Origin of the sequence: Streptomyces sp. NPDC093591, from assembly GCF_044764885.1 — a bacterium.
Lineage (GTDB): Bacteria > Actinomycetota > Actinomycetes > Streptomycetales > Streptomycetaceae > Streptomyces.
Genome location: NZ_JBIWIY010000001.1, coordinates 349,172 through 369,692, shown reverse-complemented (window position 1 = coordinate 369,692; position 20,521 = coordinate 349,172). Strand labels below are relative to the sequence as shown.

Genomic DNA, 20,521 nt, shown 5'->3' with positions numbered 1-20,521 from the left:
GAGGGGTGAGAATGTCCTCATCAGAGTGGGTGCGCGGGGTGTGTCGGACAGCTTGAGGCGAAAGGACCGGAGCGTACGTGAGCGAGAATCAGAACCTCCTCGCGGAGCAGCGGCGCGCCCTGATCCTGGACGAGGTCCGGCGCCGGGGCGGGGTCCGCGTCAACGAGCTGACACGCAAGCTCGGCGTGTCGGACATGACGGTGCGGCGCGATCTCGACGCGCTGGCCAGGCAGGGCGTGCTGGAGAAGGTGCACGGCGGTGCGGTCCCGGTGGTCGAGGCGAGCACGCACGAGCCGGGCTTCGAGGCCAAGTCGGGTCTGGAGCTGACGGCCAAGGAGGACATCGCACGGGCCGCGGCCGAGTTGGTCGCGCCGGGCTCCGCGATCGCGCTGTCGGGTGGTACGACGACGTACGCGCTGGCGCACCAGCTGGTCGACGTGCCCGACCTCACGGTGGTCACGAACTCGGTGCGGGTCGCCGACGTCTTCCACGCCGCGCAGCGCACGTCGGGCCCCCGGCAGGGTGCGGCCACGGTCGTGCTGACCGGCGGGGTGCGCACGCCGTCCGACTCGCTGGTGGGCCCGGTGGCCGACCAGGCGATCGCGGCGCTCCACTTCGACGTGCTGTTCCTCGGTGTGCACGGCATATCGGTCGAGGCCGGCCTGTCCACGCCGAACCTCGCGGAGGCCGAGACCAACCGGCGTCTGGTGCAGTCGGCGCGCCGGGTCGTGGTGGTCGCCGACCACACCAAGTGGGGTGTGGTGGGGCTGAGTTCGTTCGCGGCGCTGGAGCAGGTCGACACGCTGGTGACGGACGCCGGTCTCGAGACCGAGGCGCGCTCGGAGATCGCGGAGCATCTGCGACGGCTGGTGGTGGCGGGCGAGCCCGATGAGGACGCGGACCTCTGAGGTCGCGCCTTTGAGGTCGCGCCTTTGAGGTCGCGCCTTTGAGGGTGCGGACCTGCGAGGCCGGCGTTCTCTCGCGGTGCAGACATCTGACGGGGCGCCAGCTATGGTGACGCTGCCCGGTGCGGCGTCGGCATAGGGGGTTTCGTTCCATGGCTCACCTGCTGCGTGAGGTGGGGCTCGACTTCGTCGAGTCCGCACCCGTACGGCATGTCTTCGCGCGGGAGATCACCGCTCCCCCGGAGCCGGTCCACCGCGCGCTGGCCGAGGACGTGCCGGGCTGGGCGGACTGGTTCTCGGCGGTGACGCTGGCCCGGCCGCTCGACGGCGGAGCCCGACGCGAGGTCCGGCTCAGGGGCGGTACGCGCTTCGAGGAGACGATCCTCGCGGCGAAGAGCCCCGAGGTGTACGCCTACCGCGTCGACGTCACCAACGCGCCGGGCGCGCGGGCCATGGTCGAGGAGTGGCGGCTTACCCCTGCGGGGACGGGCACGCGCGTACGGTGGACGTTCGCGGTGGACGGTACGGCACCCTTCCGGTTCACCGTCGGCCTCGCCCGGCCCGGCCTCGGCCGGGCGTTCCGGGACGCGGTGACCTCACTGGACCGGCGGCTGGCGGCGGCCCGCTGAGGCTCGCGGATCACTCGGGCCAGACGCCCGTGGCCAGCAGCTGCTCGATGGCCGCCGAGTACGGCGCGATGTCCAGGCCCTGCTCGGCCAGCCACACGTCCGAGTAGTACTTGTCGAGGTACCGGTCCCCCGGGTCGCACAGCAGCGTCACCACGCTCCCCTGCCGCCCCTCGGCCACCATCTCGGCGACGATCTTCAGCGCGCTCCACAGCCCGGTGCCCGTCGAGCCGCCCGCCTTGCGTCCGATGGCCCGCTCCAGGGCCCGTACGGCGGCCACGCTCGCCGCGTCCGGCACCTTCATCATCCGGTCGACGGCGCCGGGCACGAAGCTGGGTTCCATGCGGGGCCGGCCGATGCCCTCGATGCGGGAGCCGCAGTCGCAGGTGACGTCCGGATCGCCGGTGGTCCAGCCCTCGAAGAAGCACGAGTTCTCCGGATCGGCGACACAGATGCGGGTGTCGTGCTGCATGTAGTGGACGTACCGGGCGATGGTCGCGGAGGTGCCGCCGGTGCCGGCCGTGGCGACGATCCACGCGGGCTCCGGGAACCGCTCCAACTCCAGCTGACGGAAGATGGATTCGGCGATGTTGTTGTTGCCGCGCCAGTCCGTGGCCCGTTCGGCGTAGGTGAACTGGTCCATGTAGTGGCCGCCGGTCTCCACCGCGAGGCGGGCCGACTCCTCGTACATCTTGCGCGAGTCGTCCACGAAGTGGCACTGCCCGCCGTGGAACTCGATCAGGCGGCACTTCTCGGCGCTGGTCGTGCGCGGCATGACCGCGATGAAGGGCACGCCGATCAGCTTCGCGAAGTACGCCTCGGAGACGGCCGTGGAACCGCTGGACGCCTCGATCACGGGGCGGCCCGGCCGGATCCAGCCATTGCACAGGCCGTAGAGGAAGAGCGAACGGGCGAGGCGGTGCTTGAGGCTGCCCGTCGGGTGGGTCGACTCGTCCTTCAGGTACAGGTCGATGCCCCACTGCTCCGGCAGCGGGAAGCGCAGCAGGTGGGTGTCGGCCGAGCGGTTGGCGTCGGCCTGGACCTTGCGTACGGCTTCTTTCAGCCAGACGCGGTAGGCGGCGTCGCTGCGGTCGACGTCGAGGGTCACGCCGGACGGGATCTGCTGGACGGTGCTCACGGCGGTGCTCCTCGTGCTGTTCGGCCACGGCGACTCGCGCGACCGTCCCTTCGAGCATAAACATCTTCCGCACGCTTCTCACCTGCATAAACACACCTTTGGGCGCCTCAAAGACATCCCTGGACCGCTGACCCCACCCGGACTGTGGGGGCGCATTCGGGCGAGTGCTCCGAGCGCCCCGGTCAGGCGTGACGTGCGTACTGGTGCTCGACGCGGGACGCGGGCAGACTGCACCGGACGGGACGGCGATCCCGCACGGGGGGCACACTGGATCACGACCAGAGCCGGCCACACCTGACAGGACGAGCCGGCACACCGACGCGCACTAAGGGGGCGGGGCATGGCGGAGCCGGAGTTCAGGGCCACGGGCGTGCGGATCGGGAAGCGGCTGCGCTCGCTGACCCGGGCCGGGCAGGTGCGGATCAGCGACGGCAGGCTGCAGTTGCTCACCAGCTACGGCAGCGAGATCGACAGCGCGCCGGTGCAGGCCGTGCGGGCGTCCAAGCCCTGGTTCGCCCCGGACGACCGGGCGCTGGCGGACCTCAACGGCAACCGCTACTCACTGACCCTGGGCGATCACGACCCCGCTCCGGGAGAGCCGGGTCCTCCTGCGGCACGCCGGTTCATAGAGGCCGTACGGAAGGCTGCGGGGCGTAAGGGCTGAGTCACAGCGAGTTGCGCTATCGCACCCCTTGCGTCACTCTGGTCTCACGTCACTCTGGGTTTACCGGCGATAACGCTGCGAACCAGCCCGCCGGACACGACAGCAGGCGGCCGTTTCCTTCAAGCACCCTGCTGGATCCGTACTCCGTGTTCTTCCGGACCACTTCAGTCGGGGAGTCGCAGCCGTGATCAAGTACCCAAGCAGGCACTGCACGGTGGAGCTCCAAGCCCTGCCGTCGCGGATCGGCCAGGTCCGCAGAATCGTATCGGCGCAGTTGCGCTACTGGCATCTGGACGCCTTGATAGACCGCGCCGCGCTCGGTGTGACCGAGCTGTTGACCAACGTCCACCAGCACGCCCAGCCGGACAAGACGTGCACCGTCGAGATCGAGCTGCTGCTCGACCGGCTGACGGTCTCGGTGCACGACCACGACCCGCGTCTGCCGGTCATGGCGGACGCCGAGGGCGTCGACGCGCTCGCCACCTGCGGGCGTGGCCTCGCGATGGTGGCCGCGGTCAGCGAGAGCTGGGGCGTGCGGCCGGACGGGGACGCGGGCAAGGTCGTCTGGTTCACGCTTCCGACCCCCGTCGCCGCGGCACGGGCCGGGGTCTCGCGGCCACCGCAGCGGGCGGTCGTGGAGACGCCTGCGCGGCGGCTTGCGGAGGTCGGGGCGCGGGTTGACCTGCGCAGGCCCGAACGTGCGCCCGCCTGAATTGTTCGGTCGCCTGCGGGCGCTCTCAGCCGGTGTCCTTGGTCCAGTGAGGTTGGTGGGCCCTTGCCGTTGGCTCTGTGGGCCATCGGGTGGCCCTGGGTCGGCAGGGGCTGCCCTGCCGACCTGCCATCCGGCCACCCCGGCGAGGTTCACTCGGTGGCGATCGCCCGCAGTACGTCCAGCCGTGCCGCGCGCCGCGCCGGGCGTAGGCCCGCCAGTGCTCCGGCCGTGAGGCCGACCAGTGCCACCACCGCGAGTTGCAGGGGAGGCATCGCGAACGCGAAGGCGCTGTCGCTCGCGCCGTCGGAGGCCTTGACCAGGACCCAGCCCAGGAAGGCGCCGAGGGCTAGGCCGCCGACCGTGCCGAAGGCGGCCACCAGGATCGACTCCCAGCGGACCATCGCGCGCAGTTGGGAACGGGTCTGGCCCACCGCCCGCAGCAGGCCCAGTTCGCGGGTGCGCTCGTGGATCGCCAGGGTGAGGGTGTTGGCGATGCCGAGGAGGGCGATGAGCACCGCGAGGGCGAGCAGGGCGTAGACGAGCGTCAGCATCATGTCGATCCCGCCCGCCGAGGACTGTGCGTACTCGTCGCGGGTCTGCACCTCGGGGTCGCCGTACCGGCCCGCGACCTTTTCCACCGCCGCCTTGCCCTCGTCCGCGCTGACGCCGTCCTTGAAGGAGACGGCGAGGAGGGTGTCGGCGTCCTGGGTGCGGTGCGGGGCCCAGGCGTCGCGGGTGATGACGTAGTCGCCGGCGAGTTCGGACTGGCCGTAGACCGCGCGGACCGTGAAGGTCCGCTTCTGGCCGTCGGTGAAGGTGAGCTGTGTCCTGTCGCCGGTCGTCAGGTTCTGCTTGTCGGCCTCCTTCTCGGTGATGGCGATGCCGTCCGTGCCGAGGTCGCGCAAGGAGCCCCTGACGTTGCCGAGGTCGAAGGTGCGCTCCAGGGCGACCGGGTCGGTGACCGTCAGCGCGCGTCCCTTGCCGTCCACTTCGGCGACTCCGCGGCCGAGGCCGACGGCGGTGTCCACCTCGGGCAGCCGCTGGACCGCGGCGGCGAGGCGTGGGCTCAGGCCGCTGCCGCCCGCGCCGAACGAGGGGGTGCTGACGGCCACGTCGCCCGCGAAGGACCTGGACATGGTCTGGTCCATGGTCGCCTTCAGCGAGGCGCCGAACACCGTGAAGAGGGAGACGACGGCCACGCCGATCATCAGGGCGCTCGCGGTGGCGGCCGTCCGCTTCGGGCTGCGCAGGGCGTTGCGGCGGGCGAGGGAGCCGGTGACGCCGCGGAGGCGGTCGAGGGGGCCGCCGAGGATCCGTACGGCCGTCGTGGAGGCGACCGGGCCGAGGACCACGAAGGCGGCCAGGGCCAGGACTGCGCCGGTTCCCGCCAGCCAGAGGGAGGGGGACAGCAGGACGCCGCCGAGCGTCGTACCGACGGCGAGGGCCAGCAGGCCCAGGCCGGTGACGGCGCGGACGCGGGAGGCGCCGGAGGTGTCGACGGCCGTCTCGCGCAGGGCGGCCAGCGGTGCGGTGCGGCCGGCGCGCGCGGCGGGCAGCAGTGCGGAGCCGAGGCAGACCACGATGCCGACCGCGAGCGGCAGGGTCATGGACAGCGCGCCGATGACCAAGTCGCCCTCGGGGAAGGGGAATCCGATCGCCGGGAACAGCATCTGGAGACCTGCCGCGATGCCGATGCCGCCCGCGAGGCCGGCCACCGATGCGGCGGCGGCCACGGCGGTCGCCTCGACGAGGGCCGACGCGGTGACCTGACGGCGTGAGGCACCCAGGGCGCGCAACAGGGCGTTCTCGCGGGTGCGTTGGGCCACGACGATCGCGAAGGTGTTGTGGATGGAGAAGGTGGCCACCAGGAGGGCTACGCCTGAGAAGACCAGGAGGAAGGTCGTGAAGATCGTCAGGAACTGGCTGGCGATCATGTCGGTGTTCTCCTCGGCCGACTCCTGACCCGTGATGGCCTCAACTCCCTTGGGCAGTGCGGGAGTCAGCTCGTCGACCAGCTCCTGCTGGCTGACGCCCGGCCCGGCCCGCACCTGGATGCTCGCCGCTTCGCCGGCCCTGGCCGTGAGGTATTTCTCGGCGTCGGCCCGGGTCATGCCGGTGAAGGTCACCTGGGCCATGCCGTCCTCGCCGCCGAAGGTCGCGAGGCCGACGACGGTCACCTTGATCGGGTCGGGCGTGCGCAGGGTCGTCGTGTCGCCGATGTACAGGTCGCCGCGCTTGGCGGTGCCACGGTCGATGACGACCTCGCCGGACTTGTGCGGTGCGCGGCCTTCGGCGAGCCGGTACGGGTTGAGCTCGGGGTCGGCGATCCAGTTGCCGGCGAGGGTGGGCGGGCCCTGGCCGCCGATCGGGTCGCCGTTCCTGCCGACGAGCTGACCGGCGCCCTGGATGTTGGGCGCGGCGGCCGCGACGCCGGGAACCTTCTCGATCGTGCTCAACAGGTCCGTGTCGACGGGTTCGCGTACGCCCTCGCTCTCGCCCGGGGTGGTGATGGCGTCGGCGCTGCGGACGACGGCGTCCGTGCCGCTGGTGGCGTTGCCGAACATCGTGTCGAAGCCGGCGCGCAGCGTGTCGCCCATGACGAGGGTCCCGGCGAGGAAGGCCACGCCCAGGAACACCGCGAGGAACGTACCGGCGAAGCGGCGCTTGTGGGCGCGCAGGGAGGACACGCTCAGGCGGACGGATGCGTTCATGGCGGTCATGACGACGCCACCTCGAAGGCTTTCATGCGGTCCAGGACCTTGTCGGCGGTCGGGGATTCCATACGGTCGACCAGGCGCCCGTCGGCGAGGAAGACGACCTCGTCGGCGTGGGCGGCGGCCACCGGGTCGTGGGTGACCATGACGACCGTGCGGGCCGTCCGGCGCACCGCGCGGCCGAGCAGGCCGAGAACCTCCTCGCCGGAGCGGGAATCGAGGTTGCCGGTGGGCTCGTCGGCGAAGACGACCTCCGGCCGTCCTGCGAACGCCCTGGCCACGGCGACGCGTTGCTGCTGACCGCCGGAGAGCTCGGCGGGCCGGTGGTGGAGCCGGTCGCGCAGGCCGACCACGTCGATCAGCGCGTCGATCCACTCCGGGTCGCCCTTGCCGCCCGCCAGGTCCAGCGGCAGCGTGATGTTCTCGGCGACGGTCAGTGTGGGCACCAGGTTGAAGGCCTGGAAGACGAAGCCGACGCGATCGCGGCGCAGGAGGGTGAGGCGGCGGTCGTCGAGGGTGCCCAGGTCGATGTCGCCGATGTGGGCGGTGCCCGAGGTGAGGGTGTCGAGGCCGGCCGCGCAGTGCATGAGGGTGGATTTTCCGGAGCCCGAGGGCCCCATGATCGCGGTGAAGCGGCCGACCGGGAAGTCGACGCTCACCCCGTCCAGGGCCCTCACGCTGGTGCCTCCGGTGCCGTACACCTTCACGGCGTCGACGACCCGGGCGGCGGTCCGGGTGACGGTGGTGGTCGTCATGCCGCACCGCCCTTGCCGGTGCGGCCGAACTGCTCGTCCAGGACGGACAGCCGGCGCCAGTACTCGTCCTCGTCGATCTCGCCGGAGGCGAAGCGGTGACCGAGCACGGTGATGGGTGAGTTGTCGTCGGCGGCGGGCCTCCAGGGGGCGCGGCGTCCACGCCATACCGTGCGGCGCAGCAGCGTGACGCCACCGATCACGACGGCCGCCCAGATCAGCGGGAAGAACAGGATCCAGGGGCCGGGGCCGCCGTCTGCGAAGTGAGCCAGGGTCTGCATCTCGAGTCATCTCCCGAGTCGGTTCGGATGGTTCGTTCGGTGATGCTTCGAGACTCGCTCCGGAGAGGGGTCCGGGTCGTCGTGCGGCCGGCGGCAGTGGGCGTACCTCGCGGGGAGTACGACCAGGGCTCGATTTCTGTAACTACTAGTATGTACAGTGAGGGCATGAGCGCCTCGGACACCTCGGACCGACTGATCGAGTCCACCCGTGAGCTGCTGTGGGAGCGCGGCTATGTGGGCACCAGCCCCAGAGCCATCCTGGAGCGCGCGGGCGCCGGGCAGGGCAGCATGTACCACCACTTCAAAGGGAAGCCGGATCTCGCGCTGGCCGCGATCCGCCGTACCGCCGAGGAGATGCGGGCTACCGCCGCGGGAGTACTCGACGGGCCGGGGACGCCGTACGAGCGCATCGAGGCGTATCTGCGGCGGGAGCGCGATGTGCTGCGTGGCTGTCCGGTCGGGCGGCTGACCATGGATCCGGACGTGATCGCCAGCGACGAACTGCGGGCGCCCGTGGACGAGACGCTCGACTGGCTGCGTGAACGGCTCGCCGGGATCGTCGAGGAGGGCAAGGAGCAGGGCCAGTTCGCGCCCGGGCTGGACGGCGAGTCGATCGCGGCGACGATCGTCGCGACGGTCCAGGGCGGCTATGTCCTCGCCCGCGCGTCCGGTTCGCCCGCCGCCTTCGACGTGGGCGTCCGGGGGCTGCTCTGCCTGCTCGCACCGCACCAGGCAAACCAGGAACACCAGGAGCACTAGGAAGGCGTCCCGATGCACGCGATGCAGTACGAGCTCACTCTGCCCGCCGATTACGACATGGAGATCATCCGTCGTCGCGTCGCGAGCAAGGGGCACCTGCTCGACGAGTGGGACGGCCTGGGCTTCAAGGCGTATCTGATGCGCGAGCGCGGCGTCCACGGGTCGCCGGTCAACCAGTACGCGCCGTTCTATCTCTGGAACACCGTGACGGGCATGAACTCCTTCCTGTGGGGAGGCCCGTTCCAAGGGATCGTCAACGACTTCGGGCGGCCGTCGGTCCGGCAGTGGTCCGGGCTGGCGTACGAGGAGGGCGGCGCCGCCGACTCCCCCGCGCGGGTCGCGGTGCTGCGGCGCCAACGGGTGCCGGACGGTGTGCGGCTGACCGATGTCATGGCGGACGCGGCACGGGAGAGCGAGCGGCTGGCCGGCGAGGGCGGCGTGGTGCTCTCGGCGGCCGCCGTGGACGCGAGCCGCTGGGAGGTCGTCCACTTCTCGCTCTGGGAGCACGACGCGCCCAGGGCCGACGGTGAGGTGTACGAGGTCCTGCACATGTCCGACCCGGGGCGGGCCCGGCTGCCACAAACGGTGTAAGTCCCAACCTTCACAAAGGAGTTCACCCGACATGCCCTTCGTCCGCATCGACGCCCTGGGATCCGACCCCGAGCGGCTGGACGCCCTCGGCCGTGCCGTGCACGACGCCCTGGTGGAAGCCGTCGGAATCCCGGCCGACGACCGGTTCCAGGTGCTGGTCGGACACGACGGCACCCGAAGCACCCTGCGCTACGACAGCGACTATCTCGGCATCCACCGGGACGACGGCCTCGTGTACGTCACGATCACCCTGCGCTCCGGGCGGACCCCCGCGCAGAAGCAGGCGCTGTACCGGCGGATCGCCGAACTCGCCCACGCCTACGCGGGGACCGAACCGCGGAACGTGTTCGTCAACCTCATCGAGAACGAGCCGATCAACTGGTCGTTCGGCGAGGGAGTGGCGCAGTACGCCGACTCCCCCGCCCCCGTCGACTCGCCCGCCCTCACCGGGCCGTAGTCCTAGGCCACGGATGTCCACGGTCGGCCGGAGCTTCGCGGCCGCGGCACGACACCCGAGGTGGCGTGCGAACCCGACGGACACGAAGGGCTGTTGACGCTGGTCGCGCTGGGGTGTGGCACGGGTGTGGTGCCGTGTCTCGTGCTGGAGCGCAGTGCGGTGCGCGAGCGGGTGTCGGTCGTCCCCGCGACGCCGCCGCCGGAGCCGTTCCCGATCGGGCTGTGCGTCCGGCGGGCCGATCTGCGGCGGCCGCTGGTGGCCGCCTTGTGGAGTCTCACGGCTCCCTGAGGTCCAGGCGGCCCACGCGAGCCACGTTCTCGCGGTCCTCGGCGTCCGCGCTGGCCTCGGCCGCGAACCAGGCGTCGAGGATCTCCTTGAGCAACGGCTCGGACGTCAGACGCAGGCTGAGCGCGAGCACGTTGGCGTCGTTCCAGCGGCGAGCGCCGTCCGCCGTGTACGCGTCCGTGCACAGGGCGGCCCGCACGCCCGGCACCTTGTTCGCGGCGATCGACGCGCCCGTGCCGGTCCAGCAGCACACGACCGCCTGGTCGGCCGCCCCGGCGGCGACCTCGCGGGCGGCCGCCTCGGAGCAGGCGGCCCACTGGGGGTCCTCGCCGGGGCTGAGCGCTCCGTGGGTGACGACGTCGTGGCCGCGACCACGCAGCTCGTCGACGAGGGCACGGGCCACAGGTTCGTCCATGTCCGATGAGACGGAGATCCGCATGTCAGGAAGGGTACCCAGGTCCGGGCCGGGAGTGCGGCCGTCCGGGTGGCGGCCGAGCATGGAGGGGAGCGCCGGAACGGCCGAGGAGGAGTCATGCCGACACTGCACATCGAGCATCCGATCACGGACTTCGCCACCTGGAAGTCCGCCTTCGACCGCTTCGCCCAGGCGCGTGCCGACGCGGGCGTACGTCACCACCGCGTCCAGCAGCCCGTCGACGACCCCGCCTACGTCGTCGTGGACCTGGAGTTCGACGAGGTGGCCGACGCCGAGCGGTTCCTGGGATTCCTCAGGACGAGGGTGTGGTCGTCGCCCGAGAAGGCGCCCGCGCTGGCGGGGGCGCCCCGGACGCGGATCCTGGAGACCGCCGAAGAGCGGTGAGGCCTACGCCAGCGCCCCCAGCGGATCGTCCAGCACCGGCTGCCAGGCCAACTCGGCCGCGCCGACCAGGCTGTTGTGGTCGAGGGTGCACGCGAGGATCGGGACGCCGCCGCTCTGGCCCCACAGGCTGCGGTCGGCGACGACCGCGCGCAGGCGGTCGGGGTCGGCGTCCAGGAGGGTGCGGTGGAGGCCGCCGAGGATGATGCGGTCCGGGTTGAGGATGTTGACCAGGCCGGCCAGGCCCAGGCCGAGGCGGTCGATGAGGGCCTCGGTGGCCCTGCGAACCGTCCGGTCGTCGTACCGGGTGCGGATCAGGTCCTTGGCCTGCTGGAGCAGGGAGACCTCGGGGCCCGGCTCGCGGCCGGCCGCCGTGAGGAGGGCCAGCGGGTCGGCCTCGACGTCGAGGCAGCCGCGGCTGCCGCAGTGGCAGGGTCTGCCCTCGGGGTTCACGGTGAGGTGGCCCACCTCCAGGGCGAGGCCCGAACTGCCGGTGTGCAGACGGCCGTCCAGCACGAGGGCACCGCCGACGCCCCGGTGTCCGGTGGCCACGCACAGCAGGTGGCGGGCGCCGCGGCCCGCGCCGTGCCGGTGCTCGGCGAGGGCGGCGAGGTTGACGTCGTTGCCGGCGAACGCCGGCCCGGTGATCCCGGCCTCCCGCACGCGCTCCGCGAAGATACGGCGCACCGGCGCGCCCACGGGCCAGGCCAGGTGCAGCGGGTTGAGCGCCAGACCGTCCGGTTCGGCGACGGCGGACGGTACGGCGAGCCCGGCGCCCACGCAGCGCCGGCCGGTCGTGCGCAGCAGGTCGGCGCCCGCCTCCACGACCGAGCCGAGGACCTTGGCGGGATCGGCGTCCACGGTCTCGCAGCCGGGGGCGGTGGCGACGATACGGCCGCCGAGGCCGACGAGCGCCGCCCGGAAGCCGTCGGCGTGCACCTGTGCGGCGAGGACGACCGGCCCGTCCTCGGCGACCGCCAGCCGGTGCGAGGGCCGCCCCTGCGAACCGGCCGCCGCGCCGGGCCGGGCATCGACCCGGATCAGCCCGAGCGCCTCCAGCTCGGCGGCGACCGCGCCGGCCGTGGCCCGGGTCACCCCGAGCTCGGCGGTGAGGACGGCACGTGTGGGTGCGCGTCCGGTGTGGACGAGCTCCAAGGCGGGTCCGAGCGCGCCGCGCCCCCGGTCCAGCCGCGTCCTCGAGGTGGTCCCTTCCCCCGCCGGCCGGGGGTCCGCCTTGCCGCTCATGAGGGCGAGTCTCCCATGATCCGCAGATGTGGCGGCCTACAGCCCGCTCACCCTGAGCGTGATGTTCAACCGCCCTGTCAGCCCCAACTCCGGTGGTGCGGTGCCCGGCTGCACCCTCGGCACGCCGTGATGGGCGAGCCGCGACGGGCCGCCGAACACGAAGAGGTCGCCGCTGCGCAGCTCGACGTCCGTGTAGGGCCGGGTCCGCGTCTCGGTGTTGCCGAAGCGGAAGACGCAGGTGTCGCCGAGGCTCAGGGACACCACCGGGGCGTCCGACTTCTCGTCGCTGTCGCGGTGCATGCCCATGCGTGCGTCGGCGTCGTAGAAGTTGATCAGGGCGATGTCGTACGGCGTCTCCGAGTACGCCGCCTCCGACTCGCCCAGCGTGTCCCGCACCGCACGCCGGCCCAGCTCGCCCAGCCAGTCCGGGAACGGTTTCACCGGGGTTCCGTCGCCGTCGACGACCGTGCGGGCGTAGGCGTACGGGTACCAGTGCCACCCCAGGCAGACCTGCCGGGCGGTCATGGTGCCGCCGCCGGGCGTGTGGACCGTGCGCAGCCCGGCCGGCGGGCGGGCCCACTCGCGGCAGGCCTCCAGCAGCTCGCGCTGGCGGTCCGGATCCAGCCAGCCGGGCAGGTGCACCGCGCCCGGCGCGACCTGCGTACGTTCCCGGGGGAACAGCTCGGCGTCCATGCCTCCCATCCTCCCTCACCGGCCCCACCCGCCGTGAGCTGCGGCTCAGCTAGCCTTGACGCACGATGAACGACCGTATGACGACGCCCTGGGGCGAGCTCGCGCTGACCCGTTTCCCCGAGGACCCGCGTGACAGGCTGCGCGCCTGGGACGCCTCCGACGAGTACCTCCTCAGGCATCTGGCGGAGCGGGAGACACCGCTGTCCGGCACGGTCGTGGTGGTCGGTGACCGCTGGGGCGCCCTGGTCACGGCGCTCGCGGCGCACCAGCCCGTACAGATCACGGACTCCTACCTGACCCAGGAGGCGACCCGGGCCAACCTCGCCCGCGCCGGCGTCGAGCCCGGCTCCGTGCGGCTGCTCACCACGCAGGACCCGCCGCCGGAGCGCGTCGACGTCCTGCTCGTGCGGGTGCCGAAGAGCCTGGCGCTGCTGGAGGACCAGCTGCTGCGGCTGGCGCCCTCGGTGCACGAGGGCACGGTGGTGGTCGGCACCGGGATGGTGAAGGAGATCCACACCTCGACGCTCCAGCTGTTCGAGCGGATCCTCGGCCCGACCCGCACCTCGCTCGCCGAGAAGAAGGCCCGGTTGATCTTCTGCACGCCCGAGCCGTCGCGGGAGCGGCCCGCCAACCCGTGGCCGTACACCTACACGCTGCCCGACGGCATCGGCGCGGTCTCGGGGCGGACGGTCGTCAATCACGCGGGCGTCTTCTGTGCCGACCGGCTCGACATCGGTACGCGGTTCTTCCTGGGGCACCTTCCGGACGGCAAGGGCGCCCGGCGGGTGGTGGACCTCGGGTGCGGCAACGGCGTCGTCGGAACCGCGGTGGCGCTGGCGAACCCGGAGGCCGAGGTGCTGTTCGTGGACGAGTCGTTCCAGGCCGTGGCCTCGGCGGAGGCGACGTACCGGGCGAACGGCGTACAGGGGCACGCCGAGTTCCGGGTCGGGGACGGGCTGGCGGGCGTGCCGGCCGGCAGTGTCGACCTCGTGCTCAACAATCCGCCGTTCCACTCCCACCAGGCGACGACCGACGCGACGGCCTGGCGGATGTTCACGGGGGCGCGGCGCGCGCTCGGGCCGGGCGGTGAGCTGTGGGTGATCGGCAACCGGCATCTCGGCTACCACGTGAAGCTGCGGCGGCTGTTCGGCAACAGTCAACTGGTCGCGAGCGACCGGAAGTTCGTGGTGCTGAGGGCCGTCAAGCGGTAGGCAGGCGGCACCGGGTCAGGAAGACCTCAACACCCCGATGATGTCGGCCACCGCCCGCACCATCGCCTCCCGCCCCACGCCCAGGTACTTGCGTGAGTCGACCGCCTCGGGATGGGCGGCGAGGAAGTCGCGGATCGCCCCGGTCATGGCGATGTTGAGGGCCGTGCCGACATTGACCTTGGCGATGCCGCCCGCGACCGCCGCGGTCAGTTCGCCGTCGGGGACGCCGGAGGAGCCGTGCAGGACGAGGGGGACGTCGAGGGTGGTGGACAGGCGTTTGAGGAGTTCGTGGTCGAGGGTGGCGGTGCGGGTGGTCATGGCGTGTGAGCTGCCGATGGCGACGGCGAGCGCGTCTACGCCGGAGTCGGTGACGAAGGCATGGGCCTCTGCGGGGTCGGTACGGGCGCCGGGGGTGTGGGCGTCGAGCGCTGGCTCGCCGTTCTTGCCGCCGAGGCGCCCCAACTCGGCCTCGATCCAGAGGCCTTGGGAGTGCGCCCAGTCGACGGCGGCCTTGGTGGCGGCGAGGTTGTCCGCGTACGGCAGTCGGGCCGCGTCGTACATCACCGAGCTGAACCCGGCGGTCGGCGCCTGGCGCAGCAGGTCGTCGCTCTGGATGTGGTCGAGGTGCAACGCGACGGGGACGGTGGCGCGTTCGGCGGCGGTGACGGCGGCGCGGGCCAGCGGGAGGAGCCGTCCGTAGCGGAACCTGACGGCGTTCTCGCTGACTTGGAGGACGACGGGCGAGCTCACCGATTCCGCACCGGCGATGACCGCCTCGACGTGCTCCAGGGTGATGATGTTGAACGCGGCGACGGCGGAGCGGGCTGCGGCGGCCCGGGTGACGAGCTCACCGGTGGTGACGAGGGGCACGGCCTGTCCTTTCCGGAAGTCCCGGGGCTTCAGGGGGCGAGGATCACCGAGCGGGTGAGGTGGCGGGGCTGGTCCGGATCCAGGCCGCGGGCCGCTGCGACGGCGACGGCGAGGCGCTGGGCGCGGACCAGTTCGGCGAGTGGGTCGAGACGGCCCTCGATCCACAACCCGCCCGTGGCGCGCACCTGTTCGGCCAGCCCCTCGGGTGCCTCGCCGAACATCCAGGTGGCGGTACCGCTCGTGGTGATGCTGATCGGGCCGTGCCGGTACTCCATCGCCGGGTAGGCCTCGGTCCAGGACAGCGACGCCTCGCGCATCTTCAGCCCGGCCTCGTTGGCCAGCCCGACGGTCCAGCCACGCCCCAGGAAGGTGAACTGCCCGCACTCCACGAGCCCTTCGGGCAGTTCACCGGCGAGGGCGGTGCGGGCGTCGGCCACGACCTCGTCGGTGTGCAGGCCGAGGTGGGCGCGGAGCAGGGTGAGGGCGGTGGTCGCGAACCGGGTCTGCACGACGGACCGTTCGTCCGCGTAGTCGAGGACGACGACCTCGTCGGCGACCGCCATGACGGGCGTGTCCGGGTCGGCGGTGATCGCGGCGGTGCGCGTTCGCCCTTTCAGCCGTCGCAGCAGGTCCAGCACTTCGGTCGTCGTACCGGAGCGGGTGAGGGCGACGACGCGGTCGTACGCCCGCCCGGGCGGGAACTCCGACGCGGCGAAGGCGTCCGTCTCCCCCTGGCCCGATCCCTCGCGCAGCACGGCGAAGGCCTGCGCCATGAAGTACGACGTGCCGCAGCCGACGACCGCGATCCGCTCCCCCGGGGCCGGAAGAACCCCGCCGAGGCCGTTCGCCTCCGCCGCGGCGCGCGTCCAGCACTCGGGCTGGCTGTTGAGCTCGTCCTCGACATGCGTCATGCCGCCGCCCTCCGTACTTCCACCCCATGGACGAGTGGCTGGATGATTGTTCTTGCAAGATAGCCACACCTTTCGAGCAGAATCAAGCATTCCTGCGTGAGAGGCGTGCGCTAGGGTCGCCGGAAGATCGAGGAATGGAGGGCGGATGTCGCGCGACGCCCGCTGGAAGGCGCTGCTGGAGCTGCTCGTCGAGCGGGGCCGGCTGGACGTCGAGGAGGCGGCCGCCGAGCTGGAGGTGTCGTCCGCCACGATCCGCCGCGACTTCGACCAGCTCGCCGAGCAGCAGATGCTGGTGCGCACACGGGGCGGCGCGGTCGTGCACGGGGTGTCGTACGAGCTGCCGCTGCGCTACAAGACGGCCCGGCACGCCTCCGAGAAGCAGCGCATCGCCAAGGCGGTGGCCGACCTCGTCGCGCCCGGCGAAGCGGTGGGGCTGACAGGCGGCACGACGACCACGGAGGTGGCGCGGGCCCTGGCCGTGCGCAGCGACCTCGCGTCCGGCTCGCCCGCGCTGACCGTCGTCACCAACGCGCTCAACATCGCCAATGAGCTGGCCGTACGACCCCAGTTCAAGATCGTGGTCACCGGAGGGGTGGCGCGCCCGCAGTCGTACGAGCTCATCGGGCCGCTCGCGGACGGGGTGCTGGCCCAGATCACGATCGATGTGGCGGTGCTCGGCGTCGTCGGCTTCGACGTGACGCACGGCGCCGCCGCGCACGACGAGGCGGAGGCGGCGATCAACCGGCTGCTGTGCGAGCGGGCCGAGCGGGTGGTCGTGGCCGCGGACTCCAGCAAGCTGGGCCGACGGGCGTTCGCCCGGATCTGCGCGGTCGACGCGGTGGACACGCTGGTCACGGACACGGCGGCCGCGCCCGACACCGTACGGCGCTTCGAGGAGGCGGGGCTGACGGTCATCGCGGTCTGAGAGTCGCCGGGCATCACGGTCTGCGCGACATCGCGGTCCGATCACCCGGTCCCGGCCCTCGCCCGGCCGATTCCACCTACGCTGGGAGCGAGGCGCATGGCGGGCCAGGGAGGCTGCGATGAGCACGACACCGACCGACGGGGACGTACGGGGGGCTTCGCGCTATGTGCCGATCGCCGAGCACGGGCTGATCGGCGATCTGCGCAGTGTGGCCCTGGTGGGGACGGACGGCACGATCGACTGGTACTGCTGCCCGGCCTTCGACGCGCCGAGTGTCTTCGCGGCGGTCCTGGACGCGGAGCGGGGCGGCTGCTTCGAGCTGGCGGCGGCGGTGCCGGCCCGGACCAAGCAGTTCTACTTCCCGGACACGAACGTCCTGATCACCCGGTTCTTCACCGAGGACGGGGTGGGTGAGGTGCAGGACTTCATGCCGGTGGACGGCGGCCTGGTGGAGACCGAACGGCACCGGCTGATCCGGCGTGTGGTGTGCGTCCGCGGGTCGATTCCCTTCCGTACGCGGGTCGCGCCGCGCTTCGACTACGGCACCCGGCCGCACACCGTCCGCAGGGTGGGCGACGTCGCGGTCTTCGAGTCCGAGAAGCTGTCGCTCGGTCTGACCGCGACCGTGCCGCTGGAGGTCGACGGGCCCGACGTGTGCGCCGAGTTCAAGCTCTCCGAGGGCGAGTCGGCGGTCTTCGCACTGGACCAGGTGGGCGGCGAGGTGAACCCGCGGCGGTGCGCGCGGACCGAGGCCGAGGAGCAGTTCAACAGTACGGTGGCGTACTGGCGGCACTGGCTGTCCGCGTCCAGGTACCGGGGCCGCTGGCGGGAGATGGTGCACCGCTCCGCGCTCACCCTGAAGCTGCTCACCTACGCGCCCACCGGCGCGATCGTGGCCGCGCCGACGACGAGCCTGCCCGAGCAGCCGGGCGGGGAACGCAACTGGGACTACCGGTACGTGTGGGTGCGCGACGCCGCCTTCTGTGTGTACGCGCTGCTACGGCTGGGCTTCACGGGTGAGGCCGAGGCGTTCATGAAGTTCCTGACCCAGTACGTCAGTCGGGGCGACGGCTGTCACGCGGGCCCGTTGCAAATCATGTACGGCATCGACGGCCGCACCGATCTGACCGAGCGCGAACTCGACCACCTGGAGGGGCACCTCGGTTCCGCCCCGGTGCGTGTCGGCAACGCCGCCGCCGACCAGCTCCAGCTCGACATCTACGGCGCGCTGATCGACTCGATCTACCTCTACGACAAGTGGGCGGAGCCGATCTCCAGCGACCAGTGGGACGACGTGTGCGGGCTGGTGGACTGGGTGTGCGAGAACTGGGACCAGCCCGACGAGGGCATCTGGGAGACCCGCGGCGGCCGCAAGAACTTCCTGTACTCGCGGCTGATGTGCTGGGTGGCGATCGAGCGGGCCATCCGCATGGCCAACCGGCGCGGGCTGCCCGCCGATCTGCCGCGCTGGCGGGAGTGCCGGGACACGATCTACCGGCGGATCATGAAGCGCGGCTGGTCCGAGGCGCGCCAGGCCTTCGTCCAGCACGAGGACGGCGACGTGCTCGACGCGGCCGTGCTGATGATGCCGCTGACGAAGTTCATCTCGCCGACCGACCCCAAGTGGCTGTCCACCCTGGACGCCCTCACCCAGGACCTGGTGTCCGACTCGCTGGTCTACCGCTACGACCCGGCGGCAAGCCCCGACGGACTGCAGGGCGACGAGGGCACGTTCTCGATCTGCTCGTTCTGGTACGTCGAGGCAATGGTCCGCGCCGGCCGTGTCGACGAGGCGCGGCTGGCCTTCGAGAAGATGCTGACGTACGCCAACCATCTGGGCCTGTACGCCGAGGAGATCAGCCACACCGGTGAGCAACAGGGAAACTTTCCGCAGGCGTTCACCCATCTCGCCCTGATCAGTGCGGCCTTCAACCTGGATCGCGCACTGGGGTGACCGGAGTTCACCGGTTCGCAGGTCAATCGACAAGACATCGAATTTAGGTGAGGCTAACCTAAACAGGGTCCCCAACTCACCGAAGGGCACCCCGAGATGACGCCTGGCTCGATCTTCCCGTACGTCATGCCGACCCCCGCGATGCTGCCCGACGACCGGACGGGATGGACCCTCGACCCGGGCCGGGCGGCGCTCCTGGTGCTGAACCTGCAACGGCGTTTCCTACGGGTGGTGGAGCAGGAGGGCGCCCCGGTCACCGCGCTCCTCGCCGGCGCGGGCCGCTTGGTCGGCGCCGCCCGTGCGGCGGGCGTTCCCGTCATCCACTCGGTACCGGCCGGTGAACGAGGCCCCGCACTCGCCGTACGACCGCCCGGGCCGCCGGCCGACAAGGACGGCGAGGCGTTCGCCGAGCAGGTCGCGCCGCGAACCGGGGACGCCGTACTCACCGCCCGGAAGCACAGCGCCTTCGCGCGGACCCGGCTGGAGAGCCGGTTACGGGACCTGAAGCGCGATCAGGTCGTGATCGTCGGGCTGTTCGCCCGGGTCGGCGTGCTGATGACGGCCGCCGACGCCTGGGTGCAGGACCTGGAGCCGTTCGTCGTCGCGGACGCCATCGCCGACGCGTCGGCCGGTGGCCATGAGTTCGCGCTGGAATGGGTGGCGGACACGTGCGGGGCGGTGACGTCCACGGATCAGGTGGTGGCCGCGTTCGACCCCGCCGTGCCGACGGCGGAAGCGGTCTGACCGGCCCGGACGGACCACCGCGCGCCGGTTCAGTCGACTGCGGTGATGAAGTGTCAAGTCACCTCAACGGCAAAGGCGTTGCTCGAAAAGCGTTGCTAAGGCAAGCCTTACCTTGCTTTACTGGCGGCCGTACAACTCCTGCCTGTCGCCGGCGACAAGGGACGCACATGTCGAGAAATCTCCGCACCACCCTTCTCACTGTCACCCTGGCCGCCGGCCTGGCGGCCTGCGGCTCCGTCAAGGACGACTCGAACACCTCCTCCGACACCTCCGGCGACGCGAAGGCGGACTCCTCGTCCGCCTTCCCGGTGTCCATCAAGCACAAGTTCGGCACGGCGAAGATCACCAAGGCGCCCGAGCGGATCGTGGTGATCGGCAACGGCGGAACCGACGACATCGACGCGCTGTACGCCCTGGGTGTCACGCCGGTCGCCATCTCCAAGGACGCCCTCAGCGAGGACGGCGTCTACCCGTGGCTCAAGGACGAGATCGACACCGAGAAGACGGAACTCCTCGACACACTGACCGCCGTCGACTACGAGAAGGTCGCGTCCCTCCAGCCCGATCTGATCCTCGCCACCTCGGACTTCACCCTGGACAAGGACTACAAGAAGCTCGCCGCGGTCGCGCCGACCATCGGGTACGAGACGGCCTGGGGGCAGCAGACCTGGCAGGAGCACGTGCAGGTGGTCGCCAAGGCCGTCGGCAAGGAGAAGCAGGGTGAGCAGGTCATCAAGGAGACCGAGGACAGCATCGCCGCGGTGAAGGAGAGGCATCCCAAGCTGCAGGGCAAGACCTACAGCCTGTCCATCGGCAACACCCCGGTCAAGATCTTCACGATCGCGTCCGAGGACGACTTTGCGGCCAAGCTGATGAGCCAGCTCGGGATGAGCCTGACCCCGTCGGTGAAGAACATCAAGACGGTCAACGGCAGCCCGACCGGTGAGCTCTCCTTCGAGCAGCTCGACAGGATGGACGCCGACCTGGTCGTCATCGCGTTCACCACGCCGGGCCTGAAGAAGGCGTTCGAGGCCAGTGACCTGGTGAAGAACATGTCCGCGGTGAAGAACGGCCGGTATGCCGTGACCGACGTCGCTACCATCAGCCAGCTCCGCAGCCCGTCGGCGCTGGGCATCCCGTGGGCGCTGGACAACCTGGAACCCGGCTTCAAGAAGCTCGGGTGACCCCCCGAGGGGGGACTTAGGTTAACCTAAGTCAGAGACAGCAGGCGGGAGTGATCGCCGACCGCCTCCCCGCGGAGGGCATG

General features: G+C 71.3%; 22 protein-coding genes and 1 pseudogene. 14 read left to right on the top strand and 9 right to left on the bottom strand.

What is annotated here, in order from left to right:
• Positions 1–77 precede the first annotated feature (77 nt).
• The gene (locus ACIREI_RS01615; protein ID WP_403326089.1) at positions 78–908 is read left to right on the top strand and encodes a DeoR/GlpR family DNA-binding transcription regulator; all 831 of its coding nucleotides are present in this window, start codon (positions 78–80) and stop codon (positions 906–908) included.
• A 149-nt stretch (positions 909–1,057) separates the two neighbouring features.
• Entirely contained in the window at positions 1,058–1,534 is a 477-nt protein-coding gene (locus ACIREI_RS01610; RefSeq protein WP_403326088.1) for an SRPBCC family protein, read from the top strand.
• Between the two features lie 10 nt (positions 1,535–1,544).
• Here ACIREI_RS01610 and ACIREI_RS01605 read toward each other — a convergent pair whose 3' ends face one another.
• On the bottom strand, positions 1,545–2,669 hold the full coding sequence (locus ACIREI_RS01605) for a PLP-dependent cysteine synthase family protein (protein WP_403326085.1): 1,125 nt from the start codon (positions 2,667–2,669) through the stop codon (positions 1,545–1,547).
• Positions 2,670–3,009: 340 nt separating this feature from the next.
• Between ACIREI_RS01605 and ACIREI_RS01600 the strand changes: the two genes are divergently transcribed.
• Positions 3,010–3,333: a hypothetical protein gene (locus ACIREI_RS01600; RefSeq protein ID WP_302002917.1), complete on the top strand. Its 324-nt coding sequence runs from the start codon at positions 3,010–3,012 to the stop codon at positions 3,331–3,333.
• A 184-nt stretch (positions 3,334–3,517) separates the two neighbouring features.
• Positions 3,518–4,045 (top strand): ATP-binding protein, encoded by a 528-nt coding sequence (locus tag ACIREI_RS01595; protein WP_403326082.1) that lies wholly within the window; start codon positions 3,518–3,520, stop codon positions 4,043–4,045.
• A 149-nt stretch (positions 4,046–4,194) separates the two neighbouring features.
• Here ACIREI_RS01595 and ACIREI_RS01590 read toward each other — a convergent pair whose 3' ends face one another.
• Genes ACIREI_RS01590 through ACIREI_RS01580 form a run of 3 tightly spaced genes read right to left on the bottom strand, consistent with a single transcriptional unit; the run spans position 4,195 to position 7,792 of the window.
• Entirely contained in the window at positions 4,195–6,756 is a 2,562-nt protein-coding gene (locus ACIREI_RS01590) for an ABC transporter permease (protein ID WP_403326855.1), read from the bottom strand.
• Between the two features lie 5 nt (positions 6,757–6,761).
• Positions 6,762–7,514, bottom strand: coding sequence for an ABC transporter ATP-binding protein (locus tag ACIREI_RS01585; RefSeq protein WP_403326079.1), 753 nt, complete (start codon positions 7,512–7,514; stop codon positions 6,762–6,764).
• A complete protein-coding gene (locus ACIREI_RS01580; protein WP_403326076.1) occupies positions 7,511–7,792 on the bottom strand; it encodes an SHOCT domain-containing protein in 282 nt (93 codons plus the stop codon). The genes ACIREI_RS01585 and ACIREI_RS01580 overlap by 4 nt, the downstream gene beginning before the upstream one ends.
• Before the next feature lie 150 nt (positions 7,793–7,942).
• Between ACIREI_RS01580 and ACIREI_RS01575 the strand changes: the two genes are divergently transcribed.
• The 4 genes and pseudogenes from ACIREI_RS01575 to ACIREI_RS01560 all read left to right on the top strand — a co-directional run.
• Complete coding sequence (locus ACIREI_RS01575) at positions 7,943–8,551, top strand: TetR/AcrR family transcriptional regulator (protein WP_403326073.1); 609 nt, start codon at positions 7,943–7,945, stop codon at positions 8,549–8,551.
• A gap of 12 nt (positions 8,552–8,563) precedes the next feature.
• On the top strand, positions 8,564–9,142 hold the full coding sequence (locus ACIREI_RS01570) for a DUF4865 family protein (protein ID WP_403326070.1): 579 nt from the start codon (positions 8,564–8,566) through the stop codon (positions 9,140–9,142).
• Positions 9,143–9,173: 31 nt separating this feature from the next.
• Positions 9,174–9,599, top strand: a complete 426-nt coding sequence (locus tag ACIREI_RS01565) for a tautomerase family protein (protein WP_403326068.1) — start codon at positions 9,174–9,176, stop codon at positions 9,597–9,599.
• Positions 9,600–9,644: 45 nt separating this feature from the next.
• Positions 9,645–9,887: pseudogene (locus ACIREI_RS01560) on the top strand (LysR substrate-binding domain-containing protein); the annotation flags it as partial.
• Here ACIREI_RS01560 and ACIREI_RS01555 read toward each other — a convergent pair.
• Positions 9,874–10,323, bottom strand: coding sequence for an RpiB/LacA/LacB family sugar-phosphate isomerase (locus ACIREI_RS01555; RefSeq protein WP_403326067.1), 450 nt, complete (start codon positions 10,321–10,323; stop codon positions 9,874–9,876). The pseudogene ACIREI_RS01560 and the gene ACIREI_RS01555 overlap by 14 nt on opposite strands.
• Positions 10,324–10,416: 93 nt before the next feature.
• Between ACIREI_RS01555 and ACIREI_RS01550 the strand changes: the two genes are divergently transcribed.
• Positions 10,417–10,704 carry a hypothetical protein gene (locus tag ACIREI_RS01550; RefSeq protein WP_403326064.1) on the top strand — a complete coding sequence of 96 codons (288 nt, stop codon included), beginning with the start codon at positions 10,417–10,419 and terminating at the stop codon, positions 10,702–10,704.
• 3 nt (positions 10,705–10,707) lie between these two features.
• Here the strand turns inward: ACIREI_RS01550 and ACIREI_RS01545 are convergent, their stop codons facing one another.
• On the bottom strand, positions 10,708–11,946 hold the full coding sequence (locus tag ACIREI_RS01545) for an ROK family protein (protein ID WP_403326062.1): 1,239 nt from the start codon (positions 11,944–11,946) through the stop codon (positions 10,708–10,710).
• 36 nt (positions 11,947–11,982) lie between these two features.
• Positions 11,983–12,639: an alpha-ketoglutarate-dependent dioxygenase AlkB family protein gene (locus ACIREI_RS01540; RefSeq protein ID WP_403326059.1), complete on the bottom strand. Its 657-nt coding sequence runs from the start codon at positions 12,637–12,639 to the stop codon at positions 11,983–11,985.
• Between the two features lie 77 nt (positions 12,640–12,716).
• Between ACIREI_RS01540 and ACIREI_RS01535 the strand changes: the two genes are divergently transcribed.
• Positions 12,717–13,850 (top strand): methyltransferase, encoded by a 1,134-nt coding sequence (locus tag ACIREI_RS01535; protein ID WP_403326853.1) that lies wholly within the window; start codon positions 12,717–12,719, stop codon positions 13,848–13,850.
• A 15-nt stretch (positions 13,851–13,865) separates the two neighbouring features.
• Here ACIREI_RS01535 and ACIREI_RS01530 read toward each other — a convergent pair whose 3' ends face one another.
• Together ACIREI_RS01530 and ACIREI_RS01525 are read right to left on the bottom strand one after the other, a co-directional pair.
• Complete coding sequence (locus ACIREI_RS01530; protein WP_403326056.1) at positions 13,866–14,720, bottom strand: ketose-bisphosphate aldolase; 855 nt, start codon at positions 14,718–14,720, stop codon at positions 13,866–13,868.
• Positions 14,721–14,749: 29 nt separating this feature from the next.
• Complete coding sequence (locus ACIREI_RS01525) at positions 14,750–15,631, bottom strand: SIS domain-containing protein (RefSeq protein WP_403326053.1); 882 nt, start codon at positions 15,629–15,631, stop codon at positions 14,750–14,752.
• A 145-nt stretch (positions 15,632–15,776) separates the two neighbouring features.
• Here ACIREI_RS01525 and ACIREI_RS01520 point away from each other — a divergent pair, with 145 nt between their 5' ends.
• The 4 genes from ACIREI_RS01520 to ACIREI_RS01505 all read left to right on the top strand — a co-directional run bounded on the left by ACIREI_RS01520 (position 15,777) and on the right by ACIREI_RS01505 (position 20,438).
• Positions 15,777–16,556, top strand: coding sequence for a DeoR/GlpR family DNA-binding transcription regulator (locus ACIREI_RS01520; protein WP_403326051.1), 780 nt, complete (start codon positions 15,777–15,779; stop codon positions 16,554–16,556).
• Positions 16,557–16,674: 118 nt separating this feature from the next.
• Positions 16,675–18,510 carry a glycoside hydrolase family 15 protein gene (locus ACIREI_RS01515; RefSeq protein WP_403326050.1) on the top strand — a complete coding sequence of 612 codons (1,836 nt, stop codon included), beginning with the start codon at positions 16,675–16,677 and terminating at the stop codon, positions 18,508–18,510.
• A 96-nt stretch (positions 18,511–18,606) separates the two neighbouring features.
• Positions 18,607–19,254 carry an isochorismatase family protein gene (locus tag ACIREI_RS01510; protein WP_403326048.1) on the top strand — a complete coding sequence of 216 codons (648 nt, stop codon included), beginning with the start codon at positions 18,607–18,609 and terminating at the stop codon, positions 19,252–19,254.
• Between the two features lie 167 nt (positions 19,255–19,421).
• Positions 19,422–20,438, top strand: coding sequence for an iron-siderophore ABC transporter substrate-binding protein (locus ACIREI_RS01505; protein ID WP_403326046.1), 1,017 nt, complete (start codon positions 19,422–19,424; stop codon positions 20,436–20,438).
• Positions 20,439–20,521 lie beyond the last annotated feature (83 nt).

Excerpts from the sequence above, each read along its gene's own strand:
- ACIREI_RS01610 (WP_403326088.1), top strand. The coding sequence starts at position 1,058 with ATGGCTCACCTGCTGCGTGAGGTGGGGCTCGACTTCGTCGAGTCCGCA.
- ACIREI_RS01600 (WP_302002917.1), top strand. The coding sequence starts at position 3,010 with ATGGCGGAGCCGGAGTTCAGGGCCACGGGCGTGCGGATCGGGAAGCGG.
- ACIREI_RS01590 (WP_403326855.1), bottom strand. The coding sequence starts at position 6,756 with ATGAACGCATCCGTCCGCCTGAGCGTGTCCTCCCTGCGCGCCCACAAG.
- ACIREI_RS01585 (WP_403326079.1), bottom strand. The coding sequence starts at position 7,514 with ATGACGACCACCACCGTCACCCGGACCGCCGCCCGGGTCGTCGACGCC.
- ACIREI_RS01580 (WP_403326076.1), bottom strand. The coding sequence starts at position 7,792 with ATGCAGACCCTGGCTCACTTCGCAGACGGCGGCCCCGGCCCCTGGATC.
- ACIREI_RS01575 (WP_403326073.1), top strand. The coding sequence starts at position 7,943 with ATGTACAGTGAGGGCATGAGCGCCTCGGACACCTCGGACCGACTGATC.
- ACIREI_RS01570 (WP_403326070.1), top strand. The coding sequence starts at position 8,564 with ATGCACGCGATGCAGTACGAGCTCACTCTGCCCGCCGATTACGACATG.
- ACIREI_RS01565 (WP_403326068.1), top strand. The coding sequence starts at position 9,174 with ATGCCCTTCGTCCGCATCGACGCCCTGGGATCCGACCCCGAGCGGCTG.
- ACIREI_RS01555 (WP_403326067.1), bottom strand. The coding sequence starts at position 10,323 with ATGCGGATCTCCGTCTCATCGGACATGGACGAACCTGTGGCCCGTGCC.
- ACIREI_RS01550 (WP_403326064.1), top strand. The coding sequence starts at position 10,417 with ATGCCGACACTGCACATCGAGCATCCGATCACGGACTTCGCCACCTGG.
- ACIREI_RS01545 (WP_403326062.1), bottom strand. The coding sequence starts at position 11,946 with ATGAGCGGCAAGGCGGACCCCCGGCCGGCGGGGGAAGGGACCACCTCG.
- ACIREI_RS01540 (WP_403326059.1), bottom strand. The coding sequence starts at position 12,639 with ATGGACGCCGAGCTGTTCCCCCGGGAACGTACGCAGGTCGCGCCGGGC.
- ACIREI_RS01535 (WP_403326853.1), top strand. The coding sequence starts at position 12,717 with ATGACGACGCCCTGGGGCGAGCTCGCGCTGACCCGTTTCCCCGAGGAC.
- ACIREI_RS01525 (WP_403326053.1), bottom strand. The coding sequence starts at position 15,631 with ATGACGCATGTCGAGGACGAGCTCAACAGCCAGCCCGAGTGCTGGACG.
- ACIREI_RS01520 (WP_403326051.1), top strand. The coding sequence starts at position 15,777 with ATGTCGCGCGACGCCCGCTGGAAGGCGCTGCTGGAGCTGCTCGTCGAG.
- ACIREI_RS01515 (WP_403326050.1), top strand. The coding sequence starts at position 16,675 with ATGAGCACGACACCGACCGACGGGGACGTACGGGGGGCTTCGCGCTAT.
- ACIREI_RS01510 (WP_403326048.1), top strand. The coding sequence starts at position 18,607 with ATGACGCCTGGCTCGATCTTCCCGTACGTCATGCCGACCCCCGCGATG.
- ACIREI_RS01505 (WP_403326046.1), top strand. The coding sequence starts at position 19,422 with ATGTCGAGAAATCTCCGCACCACCCTTCTCACTGTCACCCTGGCCGCC.